The organism is Lentibacillus sp. Marseille-P4043, from assembly GCF_900258515.1.
Taxonomy (GTDB): domain Bacteria; phylum Bacillota; class Bacilli; order Bacillales; family Amphibacillaceae; genus Lentibacillus_C.
Genome location: NZ_LT984884.1, coordinates 1,363,888 through 1,389,075 on the forward strand (window position 1 = coordinate 1,363,888; position 25,188 = coordinate 1,389,075).

Annotated in this window: 21 protein-coding genes; 14 read left to right on the forward strand and 7 right to left on the reverse strand. The window is 36.9% G+C overall.

Going from position 1 to position 25,188, the window contains the following annotated elements; translation table 11 throughout:
* Positions 1–106 precede the first annotated feature (106 nt).
* The 6 genes from C8270_RS20745 (at position 107) to C8270_RS06870 (ending at position 8,894) form a co-directional block, all read left to right on the forward strand.
* On the forward strand, positions 107–1,969 hold the full coding sequence (locus C8270_RS20745) for an S-layer homology domain-containing protein (protein WP_106496119.1): 1,863 nt from the start codon (positions 107–109) through the stop codon (positions 1,967–1,969).
* Positions 1,970–2,340: 371 nt separating this feature from the next.
* Positions 2,341–3,969: an LTA synthase family protein gene (locus C8270_RS06850; RefSeq protein WP_158701633.1), complete on the forward strand. Its 1,629-nt coding sequence runs from the start codon at positions 2,341–2,343 to the stop codon at positions 3,967–3,969.
* A gap of 115 nt (positions 3,970–4,084) precedes the next feature.
* Positions 4,085–5,665 carry a murein biosynthesis integral membrane protein MurJ gene (murJ, locus tag C8270_RS06855; RefSeq protein ID WP_234028501.1) on the forward strand — a complete coding sequence of 527 codons (1,581 nt, stop codon included), beginning with the start codon at positions 4,085–4,087 and terminating at the stop codon, positions 5,663–5,665.
* A complete protein-coding gene (locus C8270_RS06860; protein ID WP_106496121.1) occupies positions 5,658–6,578 on the forward strand; it encodes a PIG-L deacetylase family protein in 921 nt (306 codons plus the stop codon). The genes murJ and C8270_RS06860 overlap by 8 nt, the downstream gene beginning before the upstream one ends.
* A gap of 11 nt (positions 6,579–6,589) precedes the next feature.
* Entirely contained in the window at positions 6,590–7,636 is a 1,047-nt protein-coding gene (locus C8270_RS06865) for a GNAT family N-acetyltransferase (protein ID WP_106496122.1), read from the forward strand.
* Between the two features lie 208 nt (positions 7,637–7,844).
* Complete coding sequence (locus C8270_RS06870; protein ID WP_106496123.1) at positions 7,845–8,894, forward strand: glycosyltransferase family 4 protein; 1,050 nt, start codon at positions 7,845–7,847, stop codon at positions 8,892–8,894.
* A gap of 59 nt (positions 8,895–8,953) precedes the next feature.
* Here the strand turns inward: C8270_RS06870 and C8270_RS06875 are convergent, their stop codons facing one another.
* The 6 genes from C8270_RS06875 to C8270_RS06900 all read right to left on the reverse strand — a co-directional run bounded on the left by C8270_RS06875 (position 8,954) and on the right by C8270_RS06900 (position 15,250).
* Positions 8,954–10,447: an ArnT family glycosyltransferase gene (locus tag C8270_RS06875; RefSeq protein WP_106496124.1), complete on the reverse strand. Its 1,494-nt coding sequence runs from the start codon at positions 10,445–10,447 to the stop codon at positions 8,954–8,956.
* A 1-nt stretch (position 10,448) separates the two neighbouring features.
* Positions 10,449–10,874, reverse strand: coding sequence for a divergent PAP2 family protein (locus C8270_RS06880; protein ID WP_106496125.1), 426 nt, complete (start codon positions 10,872–10,874; stop codon positions 10,449–10,451).
* Between the two features lie 368 nt (positions 10,875–11,242).
* On the reverse strand, positions 11,243–12,199 hold the full coding sequence (locus C8270_RS06885) for a lysylphosphatidylglycerol synthase transmembrane domain-containing protein (protein WP_158701634.1): 957 nt from the start codon (positions 12,197–12,199) through the stop codon (positions 11,243–11,245).
* Positions 12,199–12,939 (reverse strand): SDR family oxidoreductase, encoded by a 741-nt coding sequence (locus tag C8270_RS06890; protein WP_106496127.1) that lies wholly within the window; start codon positions 12,937–12,939, stop codon positions 12,199–12,201. Before C8270_RS06890 ends, C8270_RS06885 begins: the two co-directional genes overlap by 1 nt.
* A 56-nt stretch (positions 12,940–12,995) precedes the next feature.
* Complete coding sequence (locus tag C8270_RS06895; RefSeq protein ID WP_106496128.1) at positions 12,996–14,354, reverse strand: FAD-binding oxidoreductase; 1,359 nt, start codon at positions 14,352–14,354, stop codon at positions 12,996–12,998.
* Positions 14,355–14,374: 20 nt separating this feature from the next.
* Complete coding sequence (locus C8270_RS06900; RefSeq protein WP_234028502.1) at positions 14,375–15,250, reverse strand: decaprenyl-phosphate phosphoribosyltransferase; 876 nt, start codon at positions 15,248–15,250, stop codon at positions 14,375–14,377.
* A 311-nt stretch (positions 15,251–15,561) separates the two neighbouring features.
* Between C8270_RS06900 and C8270_RS06905 the strand changes: the two genes are divergently transcribed.
* The 8 genes from C8270_RS06905 (at position 15,562) to C8270_RS19860 (ending at position 24,195) form a co-directional block, all read left to right on the forward strand.
* Positions 15,562–17,052, forward strand: coding sequence for an O-antigen ligase family protein (locus C8270_RS06905; protein WP_106496130.1), 1,491 nt, complete (start codon positions 15,562–15,564; stop codon positions 17,050–17,052).
* Positions 17,049–18,323 (forward strand): nucleotide sugar dehydrogenase, encoded by a 1,275-nt coding sequence (locus C8270_RS06910; RefSeq protein ID WP_106496131.1) that lies wholly within the window; start codon positions 17,049–17,051, stop codon positions 18,321–18,323. Before C8270_RS06905 ends, C8270_RS06910 begins: the two co-directional genes overlap by 4 nt.
* A 5-nt stretch (positions 18,324–18,328) precedes the next feature.
* A complete protein-coding gene (locus C8270_RS06915) occupies positions 18,329–19,048 on the forward strand; it encodes a WecB/TagA/CpsF family glycosyltransferase (protein WP_106498470.1) in 720 nt (239 codons plus the stop codon).
* Between the two features lie 389 nt (positions 19,049–19,437).
* On the forward strand, positions 19,438–21,990 hold the full coding sequence (locus tag C8270_RS06920; protein ID WP_106496132.1) for an S-layer homology domain-containing protein: 2,553 nt from the start codon (positions 19,438–19,440) through the stop codon (positions 21,988–21,990).
* A gap of 332 nt (positions 21,991–22,322) precedes the next feature.
* The gene (locus C8270_RS06925) at positions 22,323–22,625 is read left to right on the forward strand and encodes a transposase (protein WP_106496133.1); all 303 of its coding nucleotides are present in this window, start codon (positions 22,323–22,325) and stop codon (positions 22,623–22,625) included.
* Positions 22,626–22,639: 14 nt separating this feature from the next.
* Positions 22,640–22,780, forward strand: a complete 141-nt coding sequence (locus tag C8270_RS20810) for a hypothetical protein (RefSeq protein WP_158701635.1) — start codon at positions 22,640–22,642, stop codon at positions 22,778–22,780.
* 344 nt (positions 22,781–23,124) lie between these two features.
* Positions 23,125–23,253: a hypothetical protein gene (locus tag C8270_RS20625; protein ID WP_267894831.1), complete on the forward strand. Its 129-nt coding sequence runs from the start codon at positions 23,125–23,127 to the stop codon at positions 23,251–23,253.
* Positions 23,254–24,024: 771 nt separating this feature from the next.
* Positions 24,025–24,195 (forward strand): hypothetical protein, encoded by a 171-nt coding sequence (locus tag C8270_RS19860; RefSeq protein ID WP_158701636.1) that lies wholly within the window; start codon positions 24,025–24,027, stop codon positions 24,193–24,195.
* A gap of 297 nt (positions 24,196–24,492) precedes the next feature.
* On the opposite strand, the gene C8270_RS06940 is transcribed toward C8270_RS19860, so the two are convergent.
* Positions 24,493–24,846, reverse strand: a complete 354-nt coding sequence (locus C8270_RS06940; RefSeq protein ID WP_106496136.1) for a hypothetical protein — start codon at positions 24,844–24,846, stop codon at positions 24,493–24,495.
* Positions 24,847–25,188: the final 342 nt, after the last annotated feature.

Consider the following 25,188-nt stretch of genomic DNA (forward strand, 5'->3'; position numbering starts at 1 on the left):
TAATTTAATTCTATTTTCCTCTTCAAATTTATCCGGAAATGTCCGATAATTAGTAAAGAATAGTATAAATCTACTAAGTTAGTAAAATCTACGGAGGAAGAATAATATGAAAAAATTAGTCATCATGATTGCCATGGTTCTACTTTATACGTTGTCATCCCCGTTTCCTTTGTTAGCTGAGGAAAATGCGGATAAAAATAGTGAGACACCGGAAGAACTGCCGGAAACAGACGCTGAAAATACAGACAATGGAATTGAAATATATGGCGAGGATATTAGTGAACTTACAGACGAAGAACTTCAATACATACCCAAAAACTGGCGGGACGGGAATTTTGAAAGTGAGCACAAACGTGAAACACAACCGAAAGCCACATTAAAGCTTGCCTATCCTGATGTAAATGACTACATTCAATCTAAGAATCTATCAGTGGCTAGAGTAGAGTTAGATCACAAAAGTGAGTTTCCAAAATTTTCTTATCGATTTGGATATGGAAGAGTTGAGGGAGTAGTAGCCCACGAAACTGCAAATAATTCTTCAACACTTACAGGTGAGATCAATCATATGACAAATAATTACAATAATGCATTCGTCCATGCATTTGTTGATGATTCTCGTATTATTGAAATTCATCCGACTAATTATGCTGCATGGGGAGCAGGACGATTTGCGAATGAGCGTTTTGTTCATGTTGAGTTAGTAAGGGTTCATAGTTTTGAAGAGTTTGCTAGCTCGATAAACAATTACGCTTCGTACATTGCTTCATTATTATACAAATATAATTTGGGTGTTATAGATGCTGAAAGAACGGGACTGGGCACTTTATGGTCCCATAAAGCGGTAAGTATCCACTTAGGTGGTACAACACATGTAGACCCACATGGATATTTTGCGCGATGGGGTTATAACTGGGATGATTTCGTTCAACTGGTGAAGTTAAAATACAATGATTACGTTACAACTCCTGATACCCATTCGACAAGTAAGCTAGGACACATCGAATCAGACAGTGTTCGTATATACAATGATTTATCTGATTTAGACCAATATAGTACTGCGGGTTCTGAGTACACAAATGAAGTCTTTTATATTAAGAAGCAAGCTGATTTTAACGGTAAGGTTTATTATTTGATCAGTAGAGAGCCAAGCAGTAAAACCGGAACAGCAGGGTGGGTTGAGGCTGACGATATGAATGTCCACGAACATACTGGCGTGGACAAGAAGAAGAAAAATTACACAATAATCGGATCTGGAAAGGCGTATAACAAAGCGTGGGGAGGTAACAAGAATCTAGTTTATAATAATTTATCTTCTTATGCTGGCTCAACATTTAAAATTAATCTTACTGAAAAAGTAGGAAATAATATTTGGTATAGAGGAATTCTTGGTGGTAAAGAAGTATGGATCCATTCAAGTTATATAATGGGCTTTACAGATGTGAAGGAAGGATCGTCACACTACAATGGAATATATGCTTTAGTCGATATGGGTGCGATTAGAGGGTATACACTTGAAAATGGTACAAAAGAGTATCGACCATCAGTTAAGATTACCCGTTCTCAAGCGGCTGTAATGTTTACCAAAGCACTTGATTTACCAATTCCAAATAATGTAGATGAGGTCCTTAATCATTATAGTGATGTTGATGGTTCACACTATTATGCAGACGCAATAGCTGCAACTTATCAAGCAGGTATTTTTAAAGGAAGTAATGGCAAATTCATGGATGGACCACTTACACGTGAACAAATGGCCACTGTCATAGCTAAGGCTTATGATCTACGCGATACTGGAACGAATACTGGAATTAAACTTGATAATGTTTCACCTTCTCACAGGGAGAGCGTTTCGTTGCTTGCACAAAGCGGAATAACGAACCAACTAGCTGACTTTCGTCCAAAAGAGACAGTTACACGTGGACAATTTGCTACATTCCTGCATTTAGCTATTCAACAACAGAATAAATAGAACTTGGGATAATGCCCATCAAAGAAAACCGGAGATGAATAATTCATTTCCGGTTTTCTTTGTATGGGTTATTTATACTTCACCTTTACAAAGATTTTACAAAGGGTTACTATTTCCTAGAGGTGATATAAGCAATGAACTTTTTACGATCCCTTTCTAAAAGTTACTTCTTATTTTTTATAATAATAATCGCAGTAAAGTTTTTATTTTTACGATACCTACTATTTAGGGACTATTCTATTATTAATACATTTTGGTATGAGTTAAGTATTGTTATCATTCTTTTTACTATCATTGAATTATTTTTGAAAAAGAGTAAAATCATAACTTATATCATCCTGGATTTTATTTTATCCTGTCTCTTTTTCGGTATGGTTGTTTATGAAAAGTATTTTGGTACAATTCCAACCTACTATGATTTAGGACAATTGAATCAGGTAGGTTCAGTAGGAGAAAGCACATTGATGCTCATTTCCCCGATGGACTTCCTCTTCTTCTTAGATTTTGTCATCATTGGGATTCTGTTCAGCATGAGAAGATTTTTGCGCTTCCCGGTTAATATAAATCTTTCCAAATGGTTTGTCTCTGTCGTATTGTTCATCTGTCTTCTTATTTCGATTAGTAATTTTATGGTACATCGCGATGAGAGAATACTAGATCAGGCATTATTTTCGGAAAATAACGGCCTTCTCAACTCGCAATTTATCAAAGGATATAGGGATAGTGTTGCGTCATCACACACCCAAATTGCCAATAGTGTGGATGAGATAATTAAACTAAAGGGAAATGATCCTGTACCTTTTGCACAGCATGACAACTATGGTGTGGCAGAGGGTAAAAATTTAATTATTCTCCAGATTGAATCACTGCAGGATTTTGTGATTGGTTTAAAACTTAATGGCCAAGAGATCTCTCCGAACTTAAATAAGTGGGTGGAAGATAGCTATTACTTTACCAATGTATTCCAACAAATAGGGTCAGGGAATACGTCAGATGCTGAGTTTATTATGAACACATCGATTTACCCAAAAGGTGAAACACCTACATCCAAATACGTTGCGGACAAAAAGCTAACGAGTTTGCCCAATGTGTTGAAAGACCAAGGATACTATACCGCAACATTTCATGCGGATACAGTAAAATATTGGGATCGTAATATTTTGTATCCGGCATTAGGATTTGATCAATATTACGATACCGAATACTATGGTGAAAACGATGTTGTTGGACATGGCTCTTCCGACGGATATTTTTATGATAAAACAATGGACAAACTGGTCGAATTTAATAATGAAAACAAACCTTTTTATGCGCATGTTATATCTTTAACAAGTCATACACCATTTGAAATGCCAGCGGATAAACGTATGTTAAAACTCCCTAAGAAATATAAAGGGACATTTATTGGCAATTACCTGCAATCCGTCCATTATGCTGACTATGCACTAGGGCAGTTTTTTGAGGGCTTAAAACAGGAAGGACTATGGGAGGATTCGATAATTGCGTTATATGGTGATCATTCCGGTGTACATGGTAAGTTGCTCCAAGATAAGGATGTAACGCTATTACATGAACTTCTTGGTAATCCATATTCATTGCTTAATCGGTTCAACATTCCATTTGTAATAGATATACCGGGAGAGACGGAAGATACTGGTAAGGAAATCGATTCGATCGGTGGACAGCTGGATATGATGCCGACCATTCTTAACTTGATGGGGATCACTCCACAGGGATTATATTTTGGACAGGATCTATTTCAGTACCAACATAATTTATTAGGGATGCGATACTATTTGCCAACGGGGGCATTTTTCAATGATGACCTATTATATATACCGGAGACGAGTAGGCATGATATCCGTATGTACGATTTAAAGGGTAAGAATCGATTTGATACCATAACAAATCCGGTAAATTACTTCGATGAAGACTATGAAAAAATGTTAAAGCTTTATGAATGGTCGGATGCTTATTTTGAAAGTTTAAAGAAAAAATAGCGCGCAAGACGTAAAGGTATTCAAGCGAAAATTAACGGTTCTATAAAAATGATACGTTCAGTAATGGTATGAAATATGATAAAATACTAGTTGTGAGACAATAAGAGTGTTTGCGATGACAATATTCTTGTTAGTAAATGTGAAAGAGGTATTACGCTTGAAATCTAAATTAGGATTGGCAAGCGTCCTTTTTATTGGGGCGTCATTGCTGTTAAAAATATCTGGTCTTATTCGTGATATGGTAATCGCCTACTATTTTGGAGACAGCTATGTAGCAGATGCCTATTTAGCGGCGTTTATCATTCCGAATATGTTTATATTGTTCATGACAACGGGTATGAAGAATGCATTTGTACCCAGTTATATTGAATCATTAGAAAAACAACGAGGAAATTATCATTTAGCCCAAGTTTTTAAAGGTACGATTGTAATAAGTTTCATAGTCTCGATAATTGGAATGGCACTGGCACCATTATATATTCCATTATTGTATCCAGAATTTAACGTTGATGCTACTCAAATTGCTGTTTGGGTTACGATCATCTTCTTTGCCACTATCGTATTTGTCGGAATGAATGCTGTTTTAGAAGCTCTATTTGATGCAGAAAACAAATTTTCGTTATCGATGGTTTCACAAATTCTGGTTATTTTATCTTCCATAGTGGCTGCTATTCTATTTGCTAATCAAATAGGCGCATATTCACTAGCCATTGGTTATTTAGCTGGGACAATTATTTCCTTACTGTTCAAACTCATTTTAGTGATGCCACGTAAAAAGCTCAAGTTAAAGAGGAAGTTTGACTGGTTGGAAATAAAGCAATTTTATTGGGTCTTTATACCTGTTGGATTAACCGTTGCTGTTGGACAAATTAACTTAATGGTTGGAAGTATCTTTGCTAGTTATTTTGAAGAAGGTGCTGTAACGTATATTAATTACGCCAAAAATCTTGTCCATATGCCACAGGGAATCTTCGGGGTAACGATTGGAACGATTGTATTTCCATTGCTTTCAAAAGCAATTGCAACAGACAACCATAAATTGTTTAAACGTGGAATTGAAAAAGGACTAACATTGATGTTTCTTATTCTGCTTCCCTCTATTATAGGAATGTTATTGTTAATGCCTAACATTATTGAATTGTTATACCAACGCGGGGCATTTACCGCTGATGCAGTACAAGCCACGACACAAGTTGCCTATCTGTATTTTGGTTCGGTATTATTTTTTAGTCTAAATAATATTATCAATAAAGGATTTTATTCGTTAAAGAAAGGTCACTTAATTCTGGTAATTAGTGGATTATCTATTCTATTAAATATTGTTTTAAGCTTTATTTTTACAGCCTGGATTGGCTATAGAGGGATTCCATTGGCAGCGTCTGTAATGGCAATGTGCTATGTAGGGGCACAATTTGTTGTATTTTATAAATTAATCGGTGGATTGAAATTAAAGGCTTTAGCAGTTGAATTTATAAAAATAATTGTTGCTACTGCCATTATGAGTGGTGCAATATACCCAATTTTATTATTGATCAATGGGTGGTATAATATTATTCAAATTGTAGTGGTAGCCTTAGCAGGTGCAATTGTGTACATTGCAAGTGCTTATTTACTAAAATCTGAGGCTTTACTATTTATGGTAGATAAATTCCTGAAGAAAAAATCGGTAACAAAGGAGTCTACTTTGGATGAATAAAAAACAGCTGATTATGAAAATCTTAAAACCTATAAATCTTCCGGTAACTAAATTCATACTAAAACGCCATTACCAAGCATCAAAGGAGTTATCTTCAACCAAAGGTGCCAAACGTATACTAGTTTTAGCACCTCATATGGATGATGAAACGATTGGGCCTGGAGGAGTTATTCGGAAACATGCCAATGAAGGCGCGGAAGTTCATTGTGTTTTTATCACCGATGGATCAAATAGTGTGAGTGATTTAAGCAAAGAGGAACTAACCAATGCACGTATGGATGAAATGGAGAAAGTTAAAAATATACTAGGGATCACTGACATCCATTACTTAGGTTTGCCAGATGGTCATGTAGAAAGCAATAAAGATACACAAAAAAAGTTAGCTGAGGTTATTAAGTCTATCAACCCAGATTTAATTTACTGTACTTCATTTGTGGATGCACATCCTGATCATACTGCTACGGCAACCATTTTATCAGATGTTTTGAAGCAAACAGACAATCATAATTTCGCTATTCGCTTATATGAGATTAATTGTCCTATCCCACCAAAGTATATTAATTGTGTAGTAGATATTTCAGATACAGTGATAGAAAAGGACAAAGCGGTAGATATTTTTGCTTCACAGACCATTGCGTTTGATGGATTTTTAGAACTAAATAGACTGAAATCCAATCTTGTTCAGGATGAGGTTTCGGCTGTTGAAGCGTTTTTTGAACCTTCTATTTCAATGTTTATACATCATTGTGATCGGCTTAGAGAAGACAAACAGCCATTCCCGGAAATATTTAAGCAGGCTAATCGAACGGATACGTTATTGTGGGCTATCTATAAAAACTTCAAAAGAAAGCAAATGTTTTATGAAGATAGTCTTAAAGATTATGAATATCTTAAATTGCGAAAGTCATCCTGAGGTGATAGAGAATGGCAATCCGATATTATAAAACTGGTGATGAAGGGCAAATTCAAGAGCTTTTTAAAAAGGTTTTTAACAAAGAACGGACACTTGAACACTGGGAATGGAAATATATAAAAAACCCGCAATCGTTAAATCCATTTATTCTTGTATACGAGGAAGATCAGAAAATAATTGGTCATATTGCGTTATGGGTAGCAAACGCATATATGGAAGGAAAGGCTACAAAGGTAGCACTCCGCGTGGATACAATGGTTGATCCAGAAGCACGTGGGAAAGGTATCTATCGGAAGCTGAACGAAGCAATGCTGGCTGAAGCTAAGGAATCAGGCATAAGCTTGCTATACGGATTCCCGGCACCAAAAGCAAAAGAGCTTTTATTGAATACGACAAATGCAAACTATGTTGAAGACATTTCACGGTATATGCTGATCCTAGATCCAGGTGCAATAGCTGCAAATATGTATTCATTTTTATCTCCAATCAAATCAGTGGGCAGGGTATTTAAGCGCCTCAAACAGAGAAAGCTGAAAAAAACTTCTCTACCCGTAGGATGGAAGGTAGAAGCTGTCGAGCATTGTGATCAGCGGTTTGATCAGCTAGCTGAAAAGGTGAAGACGATTAAACCAATTATGTTAAAACGAGATGCCGACTATCTTAACTGGAGATATTTAAATCATCCTGAAAATAATTATACGATCCTTGCCTTGACAAATAATGACGAATTACAAGGTTATGTAACTGTCAATAAGAGAAAAAGGGATTTTAAAAATGGACAAGCGATGATTGGCTTTATTATTGATTATCTAGCAGTTGAAGATAAAGCAGTTTGGGAAATCCTACTTTACAGTGCATTAACCGAATTACAAGATGTCGACATGATACAGGCATGGGGATTTCCAGGTAATATTGGAACGGAATCCCTGTTGCATTTTGGCTTTAAAGAGAAAGATAAGCCAATGCCGCTTATTGTCCATGAATTAGAGAATAATAGAAACCGTTATAAAAATAACCATGACTGGTGGTTAACTCAAGGTGACGTCGATTCTTTTTAACGGAATTGTTACTTGTTAAGGATTGAATTTCCTATTGTAATTCTATATAATGAGTTGGAATACTATAATTGAGTAAAAATATGAAACTTAAAAAACTACCTATAAGTGCGTGTTCAAAAGTTGCAGCTTATCGTTTGGTTACTTTTTGAACATCCTCTTTAGATAGCACCAACGTATATGTACGCTTAAGATTCATAGGAGGATTCAAATGGGATATATCGCTTTAGTCATTTGCTTTGTAGCATCTATTTTACTAACACCTGTTGTAAAAAAACTAGCAATTAAGATTGGTGCCGTTGACCAACCAAATAATAGAAAAGTTCATAAAAAGATTATGCCTCGACTAGGTGGCTTAGCTATTTTTATCAGTTTTATAATTGGAGTTTTACTATTTTTGCCAGACACTATTGCAGCATGGCCAATTATAACGGGGGCTACTTTAGTAACGTTAATCGGTGTATTAGATGATATATATGGATTATCGGCAAAAGTAAAATTTTCCGGACAGCTGGTGGCAGCGCTTGTTACGGTTCTTGGTGGTGTACAAATTGAATTTATTACACTACCATTTGGAGATAAAATAGAATTTGGATATTTTGCTATTCCACTTACGATTCTATGGATTGTAGCAATTACAAATGCTATTAATCTAATTGATGGATTGGATGGTCTAGCTGCAGGAGTATCATCGATTGTGCTATTAACGATCTCTGGAATGGCCATTTCCATGGGAAGTATGGCAGTCGCCCTCATTGGACTCATCGTCTTTGGTAGTACATTGGGTTTTCTCCTGTACAATTTTCACCCTGCCAAGATTTTTATGGGTGATACAGGCTCTCTGTTTTTAGGCTATATGATCAGTGTGCTATCAGTAATGGGTCTATTTAAAAATGTGGCGATATTTTCTTTGATCGTACCAATTATTATCCTTGGAGTACCGATACTTGATACAACATTTGCGATTATTCGTCGTGCTGTCCAACGAAAGCCATTAACTGCACCGGATAAATTGCACCTGCATCATTGTTTACTACGATTAGGATTCACACACCGGCAAACAGTAGTCATGATTTATACTATGAGTGGATTGTTCAGTCTAGCAGCAATCATCTTCACTCGGGCAACTATGTGGGGATCGACGTTACTTCTATTTGGATTACTAATCGTTATCGAATTAATTGTGGAAGTTACCGGTTTAATCAGTGAAAATTACCGACCGATATTGAAGTTAGTACAAGGTAATAAAGTTAAAAAATAAATGTATAAAAAAGGATCGACACATTACTTAATGGGTGTCGATCCTTTTTATAGGTGTATCTATTCAAGTTTTACAAAGTCCTCGCTATCCCTAGCACTTTTTATCAACTTAATAAAACTGTCATGGTACCGGTCTTCTCGAATTGGACCAGTTTGTAAATATACACCTGCTGCATGATTAGGGCTAATTCGCTCCCTTAACGCTTTAACGGATTCCTTTTCAGCGAAATAGGGTTGAAAGTGAACTTTAATATATTGTAAATCTGGTCGTAAATAACGAGCATGAATGTTTTCAAAAGCGATAATACTTCCGGCTGGAATTTCCTCGTACGTTTCTTGCACTTTATTTACCGTGTCTGCGTAATCAGGGGAAGGGCTCAGTAATGATGTATAGGTGTTATAGCCAACATTCATTACGAAGGCTATCCCAAGCACGAGAAGTAAAAATCCACGCCAACGTGCCCAATCCCGTTGCTTTAATTGAGTGACCCAACTAATAAAAAACAGCCATAACATCAGTGTTGCCGGACCGAGCAATCGAAAATTAAATGGATCAAAATGGGCATTCCATCGCATGTAAACAATTGCTATAAAATAAACAAGACCAACAAATAAAAACATTCCTGGCAGAAGGAATTGCCTTCTGTTTAGGCTAAATAATGCACGTATATGCCTTGGTCGTACAAAAAGCAGCAGCCCAACTAGCAAGATGATTATACTTTCTGCAACATATACATGACTGCTAGTAGCTAACGTGTTAAATTCAGCAACTAAACCTTGCCACAGCATGATCATAAATTCAGATGCCGTTTCTGCACGAGGGATACGCTCCATTCCGGTTAAGAGCCCCGTTTGCAGATAATTATAAAACAAATAGATTCCCGCAATTAGCATCGGTATACTTCCAGCAATCCAGCATGTAAGCATGTGTCTCCATTGTTTAGAAAATAGATAATAGAATCCAATTAATCCAACGATGCCAGCACCAATTAGGCCAATGTATCGCATAAAAAAGAGAAACAATGCAGCGAACATCATATGAAAGGCATACCGAATTTTATTTGCTTCGACATAGTTTACAATCCCATACACAAGCCAAATCATTCCAAATATAAATGGTACTTCAGACCATGTATAAACAAAAACGGTTGTAAAGGTGCTAATAAAGAATATCATGCCAACAATAGGAGCCCGTTGTTTAAACAAACATTTGATCAAGACGAAACAGAGACCTAGAAGTAAAATATTAACAAGTTTTGCCGCCCAAAACACGCCCACACCAGTTACAAAGGAGGCGATTGCAATTAACGCAGGGTAACCAATCGGCCAAGTTGCGAAATATGTACTTATTTCAGGAACTAAATTGATGGTTGTCATGCCGTTTCCATTTAGAAGGTTTTCAGCCATCTGTAAATAGTGTGTTGAATCTGATGTAAGAAAGCCATCAGGTTGCAGTTTGGATTGGATAATAATAAAAATGCTATATACAATAAATATAAGGAGTAACCATAAATTAGTAGATTTTAAGATACGTTTAATCGGATAATCAGCCATGCTACATCAACCCCAACCAACTAAATGAATAATACAGTGCCAAAGCCGTTAGAAAACCAACGGCCACTCCGCCAATAATTTCTAAGAGGGTATGTCCCATCCGCTCCCGCAATTGTTCATGGTCCTTATCATGTTGAATTAACGTATTAAGTACACCAGCTTGTTTACCAACTGCAATTCGCAAACCAGTCGCATCAATTACCACGATAAAAAGAAAGGTTATTGCTAAACCGAAAGCAGGCGATAGCCAACCTTCACCAAGTGCGATTAAAAAGGCTGTTGCTGATACAGTAGACGTATGTGTACTAGGAAAGCCGCCGTTTCCCATGTGAAGGTGTGCTTCTTTTCCGTATTTAATTAGGTGAATAAGATATTTCAAACAGCCCGATATAAACCAGCCTGCAAACGGTGCTAAAAAATATGGCAAGGCAAATACACTCTCCTGTTTACAAGTTTTTTCTCATCAATTGCTGCCCCCTATACCCCACAGCCCGTATACACTCCGCTTTCTGGGGGCGGCTGGAGAGCCTCCTCGTGCTGGGGTGCTCGTCGCGTTGTAGGAAATTCGATGAAGTAGCGCTCCTCGCAACTCGAAGCTTACTCGGTGGGACTTTTGCTTGTCGCTCTGCGGGGTCTCACCGATGCCTCTCTTCCCCCGTTAGAAGGAAGGCCGACTAAAAGCGGGCTTGCGCTCGGGCGTCGGCATACCCCTATGAAGGGGCATGTATACGGGCTGCTTGTGAGGAAATATATGCTTAGATATTTCTTTAAAAACAACAATATTTTAGAAACAGCCTAATTCAAAAACGATTTTCTTTTAACAAGAAATACGATAATGCCGAGAAAGACGCCAAACCAAAGTGTGACAAATCGTATGATTAGGGATATCGTGACAGCTAAACTTCCGGCAACGCCAAAATATATCAGTAGCCCCGTAATACTGCCTTCTGCTGCACCTAGTCCACCGGGAATCATGGATAGGGCGCCAGCTAATGTACCGAGACTAAAGGTAAAGATGCTAGCGATAAAGGAAACATCAACTGAAAAGGCTGTGATGATTACGTAAAGACTAATACATTCTAATAACCAAGCGGCAACACTAATAATAAAGGAGAAACTGAGAATGTTTAATCGCATTAAAAAAAGTGTTTGCTTATAAAAGTGGTGTAAGGAATTACGGAAACGCTGTAGTCTCTTCGGTCTGGTTAGCCAATTTATTAGTTTGGTACAAAGGGAACGCTTTTGCACCAGAATGAAAAAAAGCACGATCAAAATGGTTAAAATCAACAATGGTGTTAGACCAAATGGATATACCAGGAAGCCAACACCTACAAGTGCCATCATAGCCAATAAATCAGTAAGGCGATCATAAATAATCACAGGGATAGATTCCGAATAGGGAACGTTACCTTTCCTTTGCAATAAATAGGATTTGATCAATTCTCCAGCTTTTCCAGGAGTAATCGACATCATCAATCCAATTAGGAAAATTACAACATTGTCCTTCAAGCCAATTTTAAAATTTGACCATTTTGAAAATGCATGCCACTTATAAAGTCTTAGGGAATAGCTCCCTAACGTTAGAAGAAACGCCAGTATAAGGTAATGTACGGGCATTTCTCTAATCGTTAACGTTACTTTTTTGAGATCAGCAATTAGCAAGAATCCGGCTATTACAATAATGCCGAGGATCACTCCAATTATTAATTTTGGAATGATCCTGTTTGGCTCCTTTTTGCTGGGATTATTCATCATATATCGGTCCGTTTAAATAGCTTTTCTGGGATTATTTTGATCACAAGCAGAATCACAAACCAAAACCATGGCGTATATACAACATCACGACGTTTAACTAACCCCTTTGTGATGTCACCTGCTACTTTCTTTGGATCGGCAAGCAATTTAGAATCTTCAACAACTCCATATGTCATCTTTGTGTCGACCATGCCAGGCTTAATCGTCAGTACGTTTACCCCTGACGCATGAAGTCGGTTGCGCAACCCTTGCATGTAAACACTTAATCCAGCCTTTGTTGATCCATAGATGTAATTGCTTTTACGCCCACGGTCTCCCGCAACTGATGAAACAGCACAGATAAAGCCTTGCCGTTTCTGCTCAAAATAATTTGCAGCTATGTTTAATATCGATACAGCTGATGTATAATTGACATCAATCATATTACGGGAGATGGTAAACGATTGCTCTGCTTCTTTTTGGTCTCCCATTGCTCCATACATGAGGATCACCCCATCAATGCCTCCTGTTTCTTCGATAACTTGAGAAAAGAATACCTCATGATGATCAAAATCCAATGCATCGAACTGTTTAAGTGTAATCTCAACACCATGACGAATTTGCAAATCACTCTTTAATACCTCTAGCTCATCCATCCTTCTTCCAGTTAAAATTAAGTTCATATTTCGAGCAGCCAATTTACGAACAGTTTCCTGTGCAATTGTTGAACTCGCACCTAAAATTAAAACTGTAGTCATGTTATATGACAACCTCCTTCATTTATGGACCTGTGCCCCATTAAAAAAGATCTCCATTAAGTTAAACCTAATCGCCGAGACATAGACGAGGAAAAGCGTCCTTCCGGGTCCAACTGTTGCTTCATGTGCAAGAACTGCTCCCAATTTGGATACATTTGTTTGAATGTATCGGGTCCAATGGTTGAGTCCTTTGCTAAATACACACGCCCACCATGAGATAAAACAATTTCATCCAATTCTCTTAAAAAGGGAAACAACCGATTAGTTTTAATTGGGATATCTAATGCCAGTGTATAACCTTCCATAGGAAATGATAATAATCCATTGTTTGCCGGTCCCGAACTCTTTAACACAGCTAAGAATGAAGACTGTTTTTCCTCACTTAAGCGTTCCAACAATTTACGTAATCCCTCTTTAGGATGATTCGCTTTCGGAAAAACTGCCTGATACTGGACAAACCCATTTTTGCCATATAACTTATTCCAATCCCCAATCGCATCTAGTGGGTGGAAGAAAGAAGCTTGATCTACAAGTTTTTTACCATCCGAAAAAGAAGCGTAATAGAGCTTGTTGAATGCAGAGATACTCGAATAATTTAAAGCGAATGATGGTGCATTAATCGGCATCTTTAACGGAAATTTCTTTCCAGTTGAATAGGCTTTCGTCATTTTTAACGGCAGTTCGCTCTGTTTAGCATGTTCGCCGCGCATTAAAACCGATCGTCCTAAAGCATCACCAGAGCTAAGACAATCAATCCAAGCTACGGAATACTTATAGTTCTTATCATTCTCGATGAATTTCTCGAAGGCTTCGTCAAGATTTTTTGCCTTTTCATATGTAACATTGATATACGAACTTTCAACAGGAATTAATTGAATCGTGGCGCGTAGAATGATTCCTGTCAGTCCAATCCCGCCAATTGTCGCCCAAAACGCGTCAGCATTTTCATTCCGACTGCATGTCATTACAACACCTGCAGCAGTTAATAATTCAAATGAAACAACAAATTCAGAGAAACACCCATCTACATGATGGTTTTTTCCATGAACATCATTAGCGATAGCTCCGCCAATTGTCACATATTTTGTCCCTGGTGTTACTGGTAGATAGTAGCCCCGGGGGAGAAACACATCAATTATCTCCGCCAATGATACACCAGCCTCACACGTCAAAAGTTGTTTCTCTTCGTCAAACCCCAGCATGTGATTTAACTGGTCAAATCGGATAACTCCTTCATCCTTGTTTAATGCTGTATCGCCATAGCTTCGCCCAAGTCCATAAACAATTTGAGAAGTAGTATCCCTATTTTGGACGATTGTTTCCAGGTCGTGCATTGTTTCCGGCCGATATACGTAACAAGATTCCTTTGGGTAGTTTCCCCAACCCGAAATAACCTTTTTTACTGGTTTAACCATATTCACCACGTCCAATCTGTCTATTCAAAAAGTGTAAGAATCACGACAACACTAACCGCATATAAAATAACGGTAACTAAAATATGTCGGTCTTCAAATAAAACCTTCTCAGGAGCCCCGCCCTGTTTCTTAATATGAATCAAGTACAAGTAGCGAAAAATACCGTAGATTACAAATGGAATCGTCCACATTAAATGAATGCTGTCACCTGCCGTAAAAGTAAAAACTGCATAACTGACAATTGTAGCCGATGAAACAATGCTTGTTAATTGATCAAGAAACGGCAACGAATAGTGATCTAATACTTTTCGATGGGAGCTCTTATTTTCCAATGATAGTGTCAACTCATGGCGACGTTTACCAATAGCAAGGAACAAGGATAACAACATAGCACATAAAAGGAACCATGGAGTGAATGGTACATTAATGATAATGGCCCCACCAATCGCCCTTAAAACAAACCCGAAAGCAATAATCATGATATCAATAATGACAACATGTTTAAGATATAGGCTGTATAACACATTTGTGATAAAATAAACCAATAATATGAGACAAAATTGCTTATTTATCAAAAAAGAAGAAATGAGCGATAGACCTAATAAAATCACACCTAAGCCAATTGCTAAGGAAGGGTTTAATAATCCCGAAGCCATTGGTCTATTTTTCTTTACAGGGTGGTTGCGGTCAGCTTCCCGATCTTTGTAATCATTTAAGATATATATACTGCTTGCTGTGAAACTGAAAGTGATGAATCCAAAAAATGAAAGTAACACAGCGTCAAAATTCGACAACTGAAAAGAAAATAATAAAGCAGCAAACACAAGGAAATTCTTTACCCATTGCCTTGGTCGCAACTGCTTCCACAGTAATAAAACAATCGAATTACTTCCCAAAATAATCTCCTCACATACAACAAAATTTCCTCATTTATTATAGCATAGAACAACGAATAACCGACACCTTTTACATTAAGATTTGTTGTTTTTAAATCGATGGATTCAGACCTTGATGAAGTTCTCGTTCTTCCATCACTACCACATGAGGAGCAAATTGTGATAATATATCAGAATGAACCGTTGCACATGAATTATTGGGAAATATGTCGTATTGTATAAATTTCCTCTTGCAAGAAAGCAAGAAAAATGTATATTCTAGTAGCATATGCACATTAAAATCAGTTTACTATCTTTGGAGTTGAACATGAATGGATAATCGGAAGAACTTTCTTTATTTTATAGGGATAACTATTGCGATTCTTGTTATCGGACTTTTTTTACCGACAAAATTCGCTATGGTAATTTCTGCCGTATACTTTGCGGCCGTAACATGGCTAAAACCAAAATGGCTGATTCCATTATTACTTATTTATTTTCCATTTCGACCTTTTTTAACCGAAATTAATGATGGGCTTAAATTAGCTGGAGATATTGGGATTATTGTCCTTTTTGTTAGAGTGTTATATGAGGCAGTTAAGCAAAAAGATTATAAATCAATTTTTACATTGCAATGGTATGAATGGGCATACCTTTTGTTTTGTGTTGTCGGAGCGATATCCGCATTATCAACAGGAGTTACACTTATAGCAATCATCTTTCAGTTGCGTAAATTCCTTATGCTTTATCTCCTATTCTACGGTGTGAAACGTTTGAGTTGGGAGAAATATGAAATTATGCGGTTGTTAAAGCTGATTACAGGTGTTGCGGCAATTCTAAGTTTACACGGCTTTGTGGAGAAGTTATCACAGCGGCAATGGTTACTTCCAAAAGCATGGATGGAGCAATTTATATCGCCAACCAATTTTGAACGGATTTATGGTCTGCTAGGCAATCCGAATTCGATGGGACTATTTATGTTTGTTTCCATGGTAGCCAGTGTTGTCTTATTACGTATGACCAAAGAAAAGCGTTGGTATATCCCGCTAGTTCTTTCCTTTGGTACCTTTTTACTGACATATTCCAGGGGAAGCTGGATTGGATTAGTCGTTTCCACCATCGCCATCTTGTTAATTGCAAGAAATAAAGAATTAGTTAAACAAGTAGTAATTGCGTGTTTAGCTGGATATGTACTAGTCTTTCTACCAATTAATTATGCGGATCAACTAATTTTTAATGCATTAGATGATGACACGCAAAAAAAATACATGGAAGAAGGCGGAGGAAATTCACTTGGTGATCGCTTTAGTTCTTCCTTTGATGAGGAACAGCTAGATCGAAGCTTAAACACAGGGCGTATTTTCTTTATCAAAAAAGGTTTTGGAATACTAATGGATCATCCGGTAATAGGGACTGGTTTCGGTACCTTTGGTGATTCAGCAGCCCTTGTCTATTCCTCTCCAATATATGATGATTATGGATTGGAAGATATTTATTACTATATGGGTAAGGACTTTTATTCGGATAACCAATATATACAAATTATTGTCCAAACGGGAATTGTTGGGACGTTATTATTTGCTGTTTTCTTATTAAATATGGTTTATCGAATTTGGACGACAAGAAAGACATATCCCAATCTTGCAAATGTAGCAATAATGTTTTGGTTATTTATTTGTATTGTAGGGGTCGTCTACAACGTTTGGGAGAATCAGGTATTCCCAATTATTTTCTTAGCGTTAATCGCTTGGTTGGAAACGGTGAAAAGTGGAAAAAGTGAACCGTTATCTGCCACTTATGAAGGGAAGGAAGAAGTAAAATGACGAAGATTAATGTTGTCGGATTAGGATATATTGGATTACCAACAGCAATTATGTTTGCTAAGCACGGCTTTCAAGTACATGGCGTTGACGTGAACGAAGATGTTATTAACAAGCTTTCACATAAAGAACTGCATATTGAAGAACCTGGCCTGCAAGAGGCTTTAAATGAAGTAACAGAGGCTGGTCATCTCACAGTGGCAACAGAACCACAGGAGGCCGATGTCTTTATTATTTCTGTACCAACACCGATTACTGAAGAAAAGACAGCGAACTTGGATTATGTTCGAAAAGCTACGATGAGTATTGTTCCATATGTAAAAGAAGGCAATTTGGTCATTCTGGAATCGACTGTACCACCTAGAACTGTTGAGGACGTCATGATACCAGTTCTAGAAAAGACGGAATTAAAAATTGGTGAAGAGCTATATGTTTCCCACTCACCTGAGCGAGTAATTCCAGGTAAAATATTCCAAGAATTAGAAGGAAATGACCGAATCGTTGGTGGGATCAATAAGCAATCAGCCGAACTCACCGAAAAGTTGTATAAGTCATTTGTAAAAGGGAATATTCATTTAACAGATGCTACTACAGCAGAGATGGTAAAAGTAATTGAAAACACCTATCGTGATGTGAACATTGCTTTTGCTAATGAACTGGCAAAAATCAGCGATCAAATCGGAGTAAATGCTTGGGAAGCTATTAAACTGGCTAATTTCCATCCGCGGGTAAACATTCACCAGCCAGGCCCAGGTGTTGGAGGTCATTGTATCGCAGTAGATCCATGGTTCCTTTCCGAATTGCAGCCTGAAATAGCGGATATGATAACACTAGCCCGGAATACAAATGATAATATGCCAGCATATACAGTGGAACGTATCCAACAAATAATCGAGCAGCATACTATTACGAAACCTAAAGTGGCACTTCTCGGGTTATCATTTAAAGGAAATGTTGATGATATGCGGGAAAGTCCATCTCTTAAAATAATGGAGCATCTAAATAAAACGAACATTGATTATAACGTATATGATCCACACATAAAGGATATCCGTGTTCCTCATCAAGTGACGGATTTAGACGAAGCGATTGCTGATGCAGATGTAGTTGTTATCCTAACCGATCATAAACGTTTCCAAGAATATCAACCAGAAGTAATCGGGCAAGCCATGAAAACAAGAATTGTATTCGACACCAAAAATTGTCTAGATGAATCCTCCTGGCGTGAAGCAGGATTTGACTTTATTCGCTTAGGAGATGCAAAGAACAGGTGATCTCAATGCCAAATAAAGAAACTATACTTGGGGTAAATGTCTCTAGAGAAACATACGACAGTCTTAAACAACAACTTTTTACAAATATAAATGAAAAAAGGCAATCTTTCATTGTAGCAGTAAATCCGGAAAAAATCATGAAGGCTTATCGTGATCCTGCTCTAAGGGAATTGATAAACACTGCCGATTATCAAATTCCAGATGGAGTAGGAGTTTTAATTGCATCCAAACTCCAAGGTGGGTCCATCTCGAATCGAATTACTGGAATAGATTTAATGATGGAATTGGTACAGGAAGCTGTTGTGCAAGAAAAATCCATTTTCCTTTATGGTGCTAAACCAGGAGTTGCGGAAACAGCAAGTAAAGAATTAATGAGGGAATATCCGAATTTAAAATTAGCTGGCGTAATGAATGGCTATGTAAAAGATAATGCTGAAATTATCGATGCGATTAATCAGTCAAATGCGGATATCCTATTTGTTGCAATGGGCAGCCCAAGACAAGAAGAGTGGATCAGAGAAAATCGGACAAAATTAAATGTATCGATTTTCCAAGGTGTCGGCGGTTCCTTTGATGTATTGGCAGGCAATATCAAACGAGCTCCCGCTTTATTCCGAAAAACAGGATTGGAATGGCTATATCGATTATTAGCAGAACCATGGCGCTGGAAACGGCAGCTAGCATTGCCAAAGTTTTTAATGAAGGTAATCAAGGAAAAGAAATAGGAAGATAGTTGGAATAAAAAATGAATATCCGTAATACGTTAAATAGTCGCATCTTTTATGATGTGATTATTTTTTTGTTAATTTTAGATAATAACGAAATAAAGTTGCAATATAATGGCAATATGGTGTAAACTAATAGATAACTAGTTGAAAAACTGGTTCTTTTTCTGTAATAATATAAGAAATATCTTGCAACACATGAAATTATTATCTATTTCACCATTATCTAGTTGACAAAAAAAATAGTAGTATCTATACTGAAAAAGAACCAATAGATTACTAGGGTTTCAGCTAATTTTCTGGGACTTACATATTAGTAAAATAGACTAAGATAATACCGGGAAAATTAGATAACTTATAGTATTTAATTTAGAGGAGGATAAAGTTTTATGTCTAACAACAAAGCTTACCGTAAGATTGCTGTTTCATCCATGGCAACAGCTGCTGCTGTCGCAGGAATCGCGCCTGCTGTATCTGCTGCAGAGTTTGACGGATATTCAGATGTGGATTCAAGTAATTCCCACTACGAAGGGATTAAATCACTAACAGAACAAGGTGTTATCAAAGGTTACGAAGATGGATCTTTTGGCGTTTGGGATAATGTAACACGTCAACAAGTAGCCGTAATGCTTGCTGGCGCATTAGATCTTGATACACCAACTGATGTTGCTGGTGTATTGTCAGCATATGATGATGTTGATGAAGACAGCCTATATGCAGAGCAAATTGCTGCTGTAACTGCTGCAGACGTATTTAGTGGAGACAACGGACAATTCAATCCAGATGGAGATATCACTCGTGAACAAATGGCTTCAGTGCTTGTTCTTGCATACGGGTTAGATAAGTATGATGTTCCTGATGTTGACGTTAACTTAGACGGTGTTGGTGACTCACATGCTGATAGAGTTCAAGCATTGGCTAATCTTGATATCACTAACCAATTAGAAGATTATCGTTCAGAAGAAGGAATTACTCGTGGTTCTTTCTCGACTATGTTGCATGAAGCACAAAAAATTGTAGCTCCTGCTAATGTTGAGAGTGTAAGTGCGATTAACCCTACAACATTGTCATTAAGTGGTATTGGTCTACTAAATCTTGACGCAGATCAAATCACTGTGGAAGGTAATGAAGTAGTAAGCCTAAACCCATCAAATGATGGTCAATCTGCTACTGTAACTTTAGATGATAAATTAGCTCCATATAAAGAATATACTGTAAGTGTTACTGTAGACGGTGAAACTGAAGAGTTTACTGTTGAGTTCACACCTTTAGATGTTAAGAATGTAGAAGTTACTACAACTGTTATTGATGATGATAAAGATGGCCAACGTTTAGGATTCTCTGTTAACGGAGAAGGTGTTGATCTAGATTACCTTACTAACGTATTAGGTTGGTCAGTTGAATTCCAAGCTGATAAAGATGTGTTTGAAAACGGTGCAACCACTCCAGTATCCACTTCTGAATCTGGTGAAATCAGCGATGAAGATGTAGAAATTAATGATACTTTTAACGCTAAAGTTGTTTTAACTAAAGACGGTACAACAGTTGAATCTGACTATGTAGAAGTAAAAGTTGTTAATGACAATGAAACCCCAGCAATTGGTTCTGTTGCACTTGAAAATGATAATAATGCTGCGGGAGACAATGCATTTGATATGAACAGCACTACTTTAGTAACTGGTGAGACAGCCAAAGTTACTGGTATTAACTCAAGTAGTGGTGATGTAATTGATATTACTGGTTCTAGATCATATTCTTCATCAGATAACAGAGTTGTTACTGTGGACAATGCTACTGATGAAATTAAGGCTGTTGCACCTGGAACCGCTACTGTTACAGTCACAGCTGGTCTTCAGACATACGAAATCGATGTAACTGTAACTAATGAAGAACGTGTAGTATCTAATATTGTTCCATCAAAATCAGAGGTAAAAGTTGCTCCAGGAGTTAACGCGACTGTCGATGTAACAGCTTATGATCAATATGGCGATCCAATTCAAACTAACGATAACGAGGTAGAAGAAGCATCAGATTTAACTGTTCCAGAACTTAATACAGATAAAAATGGTGAGGCTTCACTTACTATTGATCTTACAGGAACAAACGCAGTAGACCCAGGGACTTATCCTGTATATTTAAAAGCTAATGGTATCGTACTTGGACAATATGATGTAGTAGTAACTGAGGATAATGTTGCTAACACACCAAAAATTGAAGGTGCAGATACAGTTGCAGTTGGTGAAAATATTGATTTAACTGCAAATCTATATACTAAATCAGGTGGATTTGTTGAGTCACTAGAAGCTACAAATGCTAGTGGTGCTCTTAAAGACAATAAGGGTAATACTTATACAGTGGAATCTGTAGATAAAAATGTTGCTACTGTTGCTACTTCATTGGGTTCATCAGCTCTAACTGTTACTGGTGTAACTGAAGGTTCAACTGAATTTGTATTAAAAGATGAAAATGACAACCAAGTTGCAAAATATGTTGTTAATGTAACAAATGACACTATCCAAATCACTTCCGTTGATTGGTTAGTAGATGGAGATACTATCACAAACCAAGATGTAGATATTGATTTATACGATGCCCTTGAAATTGAAGATGTTACTGATGATAGTGGAAACAATGTTGATAGTATTGTAAGAAGTCTGTCGTTGAATGTTGATACAACTGCAAAAGTTAGAGTTGAAGATATTAGTACAAATGAAGCTACATTCTATGTAGACTTTGATGATGATGGATCAAATAATAATGATGATGTTGTAGTAGGTACAGTAGAAGTAACTGAAGATCCAAATTCAAACTTTACTGCTAGTAACTTAGATAGCATTTTAACAACTGATGTAGGTGATGAAGGTTCTTTAATCTTTACAATATCAGATGATGATAGTGGAGATGTTTTAAGTTCTACTACATTGAATGTTAATGTAAAATAGTAATGATTTCATAATCACTATAAGTATTGGGGGCAAGTAATTAAGGGTCAGACCCCCAGTGCTTTAGAGTGTAAAAGTGTTAGATTGATAGGAAGTCCTGTAGAGAGAAATCTCCGCAGGGCTTTTTTTATCTAAGTTATTAAATAGAAGAAAATAGTATAAATGGGTTGAGTGCCTGTCACGGAGCAGCCGACAAGACTGAGAAACTAATGGAGTGAAAGTCTCCTGTCATCAATTGACCGGTTCGGATGATAATTTTTGGGTGCCTGTGAACCGTACCCCTTATACTAGACACAAGAAAGTTAAAATTGTGGTATGGGGAGGAATCGGAAATGGCATCATCTAATAAACATAAGCGGTATAGTAAGAAAATAAAATTAGAAGCAATTCGACGTGTTCTTGAAGAGGATGAACCGGTTCAAGTAGTTTGTGATAGTTTAGGTATCCGTCATAGAGATAATATATATGAATGGATTAAAAAATACAGAAAGCATGGGGAAGCAGCCTTTGGGCGTTCTGTTGGACGTCCTAAAAAAGAAGATGTTTCTCAATCCACTGATGAAAAAGTGGATCAACTAAGAATAGAGGTTGATGCTTTAAAAAAGTACTTAGAAATATTGCGCCAAGGGGGGTAAAAGAGAAGTATCAAGTGATTGATTTCCTAAAGGATCAGTATCCAATTAAAACGTTATGTGAGGCCTTGGGGGTGTCCAGGAGTAGGTATTATGACTTTAAAAAGCGTCCAAACAAGAAACTGCTGGGGTCAGACCCCCACTGCTTTAAAGCGTAAAGTGGTAATTTATAAGCAAAATCCTGAGGAGAGTAAAATCTCTGCAGGGCTTTTCTTTTTCTTTCATATTTATAATGAAGGAAAGAGTCAACAAAATTGGTCGCCATCTATATGCCAATCCGAAATCTTAATCATCACTTTTTCCGCTTCCCTTTCATTTCCGCTCATTTCGTTTCTCTAGCCAGTTAGAAAAAGTAGAAATTTGATCCCAATGTCCTAATATTAATATCCACAATTTAACCTTTTTTTCATAAATCTATTCGACTTAAAAGGACTTTCTTCCTAATTTATGAAGGGATTAACACAATTTTTGTTGAATATTGTTAAGAAAGGAGGTGAACATTATGAGTGAAGAACAGGCAGATAGGATAATTGAACTTCTTGAATCAATTGATAATAAGTTAACCGATGTCCAATCGAATACTTCTTGGATTGAGCTTCATACCAGTAACATCGAATCTAATACAAATTAATTTTATGAAAATACTGAGGTAGTAGCCCCACAAACCGTTATGAAACATTAGGAAGTCCTGAGGTGTAAAATCTCCGCAGGACTTTTCTTTTTCATTCATTTTTTATACTAACAAAAGCGGCTTCCCCTGAACTGCTGAACTGCTGGGGTCAGGCCGTGTGGCCGAGCTTAGGTCGTAACATATTAATATAAGATGCCATGTACCGATGCAATTCAGTTTCTATATTTAAATAAAAATTGGATGTATATGGTAGTTGGAAATTGAGCCACATGACAATTAAAAACTGAGCCACTAAAAGTTTGTAAATTTTATTTTCCACAAAACTAAATCGGGTTTATATGGAGATGCGGTCATGATACCCTGATGAGGGTGCGAAATTTTCTGCTCTCACACGCTTTTGCAAAGAAGTCATGCAAGCAAAGGCTCCATGTCAATCCTACGCAGTACTGAAATGTATTCTCCGAGTTTGTGAATTTCTCTAATCTTAGGTGGCTCAAAATAAATTGCGATATGGCTCAATTTTCAATTGCGAAATACAATTGGAGCGGTTTCTATGCAAAAAGTCATGTGTTTTATCAATTAAGTATCATGGAGTATACACCAAAGATGGCGAAGAAAAATCAAAAAGGATATAACATTTGGTGCCGGGTACAGGTATAATTCTGACAATTTGTCGGAGAAATAAATAGGAATAACAGCCAACTTCCTTTCAAGATGGTTGGCTGTTATTCCCCAAAAAGGCAAATATAAAAAAGAGAGGAGTGTATTTTTATGACAAAAGACAATATTCCTAATGGGCATGAAAGAAGCTATCGCCGCGGTTACGCTGATGCAATGGCAGAAGATAAGAGAAAACATTCTGTGTCAGCTCCTCCTAAAGACTTTCCTAATGGTCACGGAGCAAGTTATGATAAAGGCTACAAGGACGGTAAGAGACATTAATAAATACTTGGTGCCAGGCACCGACGCAGAAAAAGCTCATCCTGCCCACTGGGATCTGATGATTAGAAGATGGTTAAAGAGGCAGCCGAAAGACTGCATACACAATTGTCCAATGCTGAAGAAGAAGTATGGTAAATTACTATAATTAGTAAGATATTGGAGGCGTAACAAATGAAAAAGGAGAATAAATTCTAGCCCTAAATGTAGGGTTAAAGCCAATTACATTTTTGTTATTTTCATTGTCTTTACAAATATATTTTTGTATTACAGACAACGTAGGTTTTAACACTCATTTATCTATTTACCACAACTCGGGCATTTTCTATTTGTTCCATCGGGTGAATCTGGATGAATTTTATTATCTAGTTTCTCTTTTTCACCAAAATCATGATAATTTCTGCATTCCTTTTCAAATGCAGCTTTAGCTGAAGAAGCATAACTATATTTAAAATGCCTGTATTTGTTCTTTGATAAATGATCTTTTATTCTGTCATTCAAGTCACTATCTGCACGTCCAACATACCTTACAATGAATTCGTTATCTTCGTTTTTGTAGCCTAAAACATAATTACCAGGTGATTTCTTTGTTATAACAGAACTTATGCTCTCTAGAGAGTATACATAAGATCCTTTCATATCAAGACTAGACATTAATTAAACCTCCTTTGAAACAGTAAACTTATTGAGGTTATTCCTCTCTGTTTAGTATAATTATACTATAAAAAATAAAATTAGTTATCCCTTAGGCATAATGAACCAAAAAATAATATAGCTCCTTCTTATTTTCACATTCGATAAAGTTAGTTTTTTAAATCTAACAAGACTTTTCACCTATACGGTCCGCAGTCTGGTTCAATGTCGGCTTAAATGCTAGTGGCTATGACATGGCTGCCCAATAAGGTAAGGTACCAGGATATATCGGATATCCTCTAACTTTGAGAAAAAGAAAAGGACCAAGGCCCCTTTTTGCTCGATTGTTTTTACTAAATATTT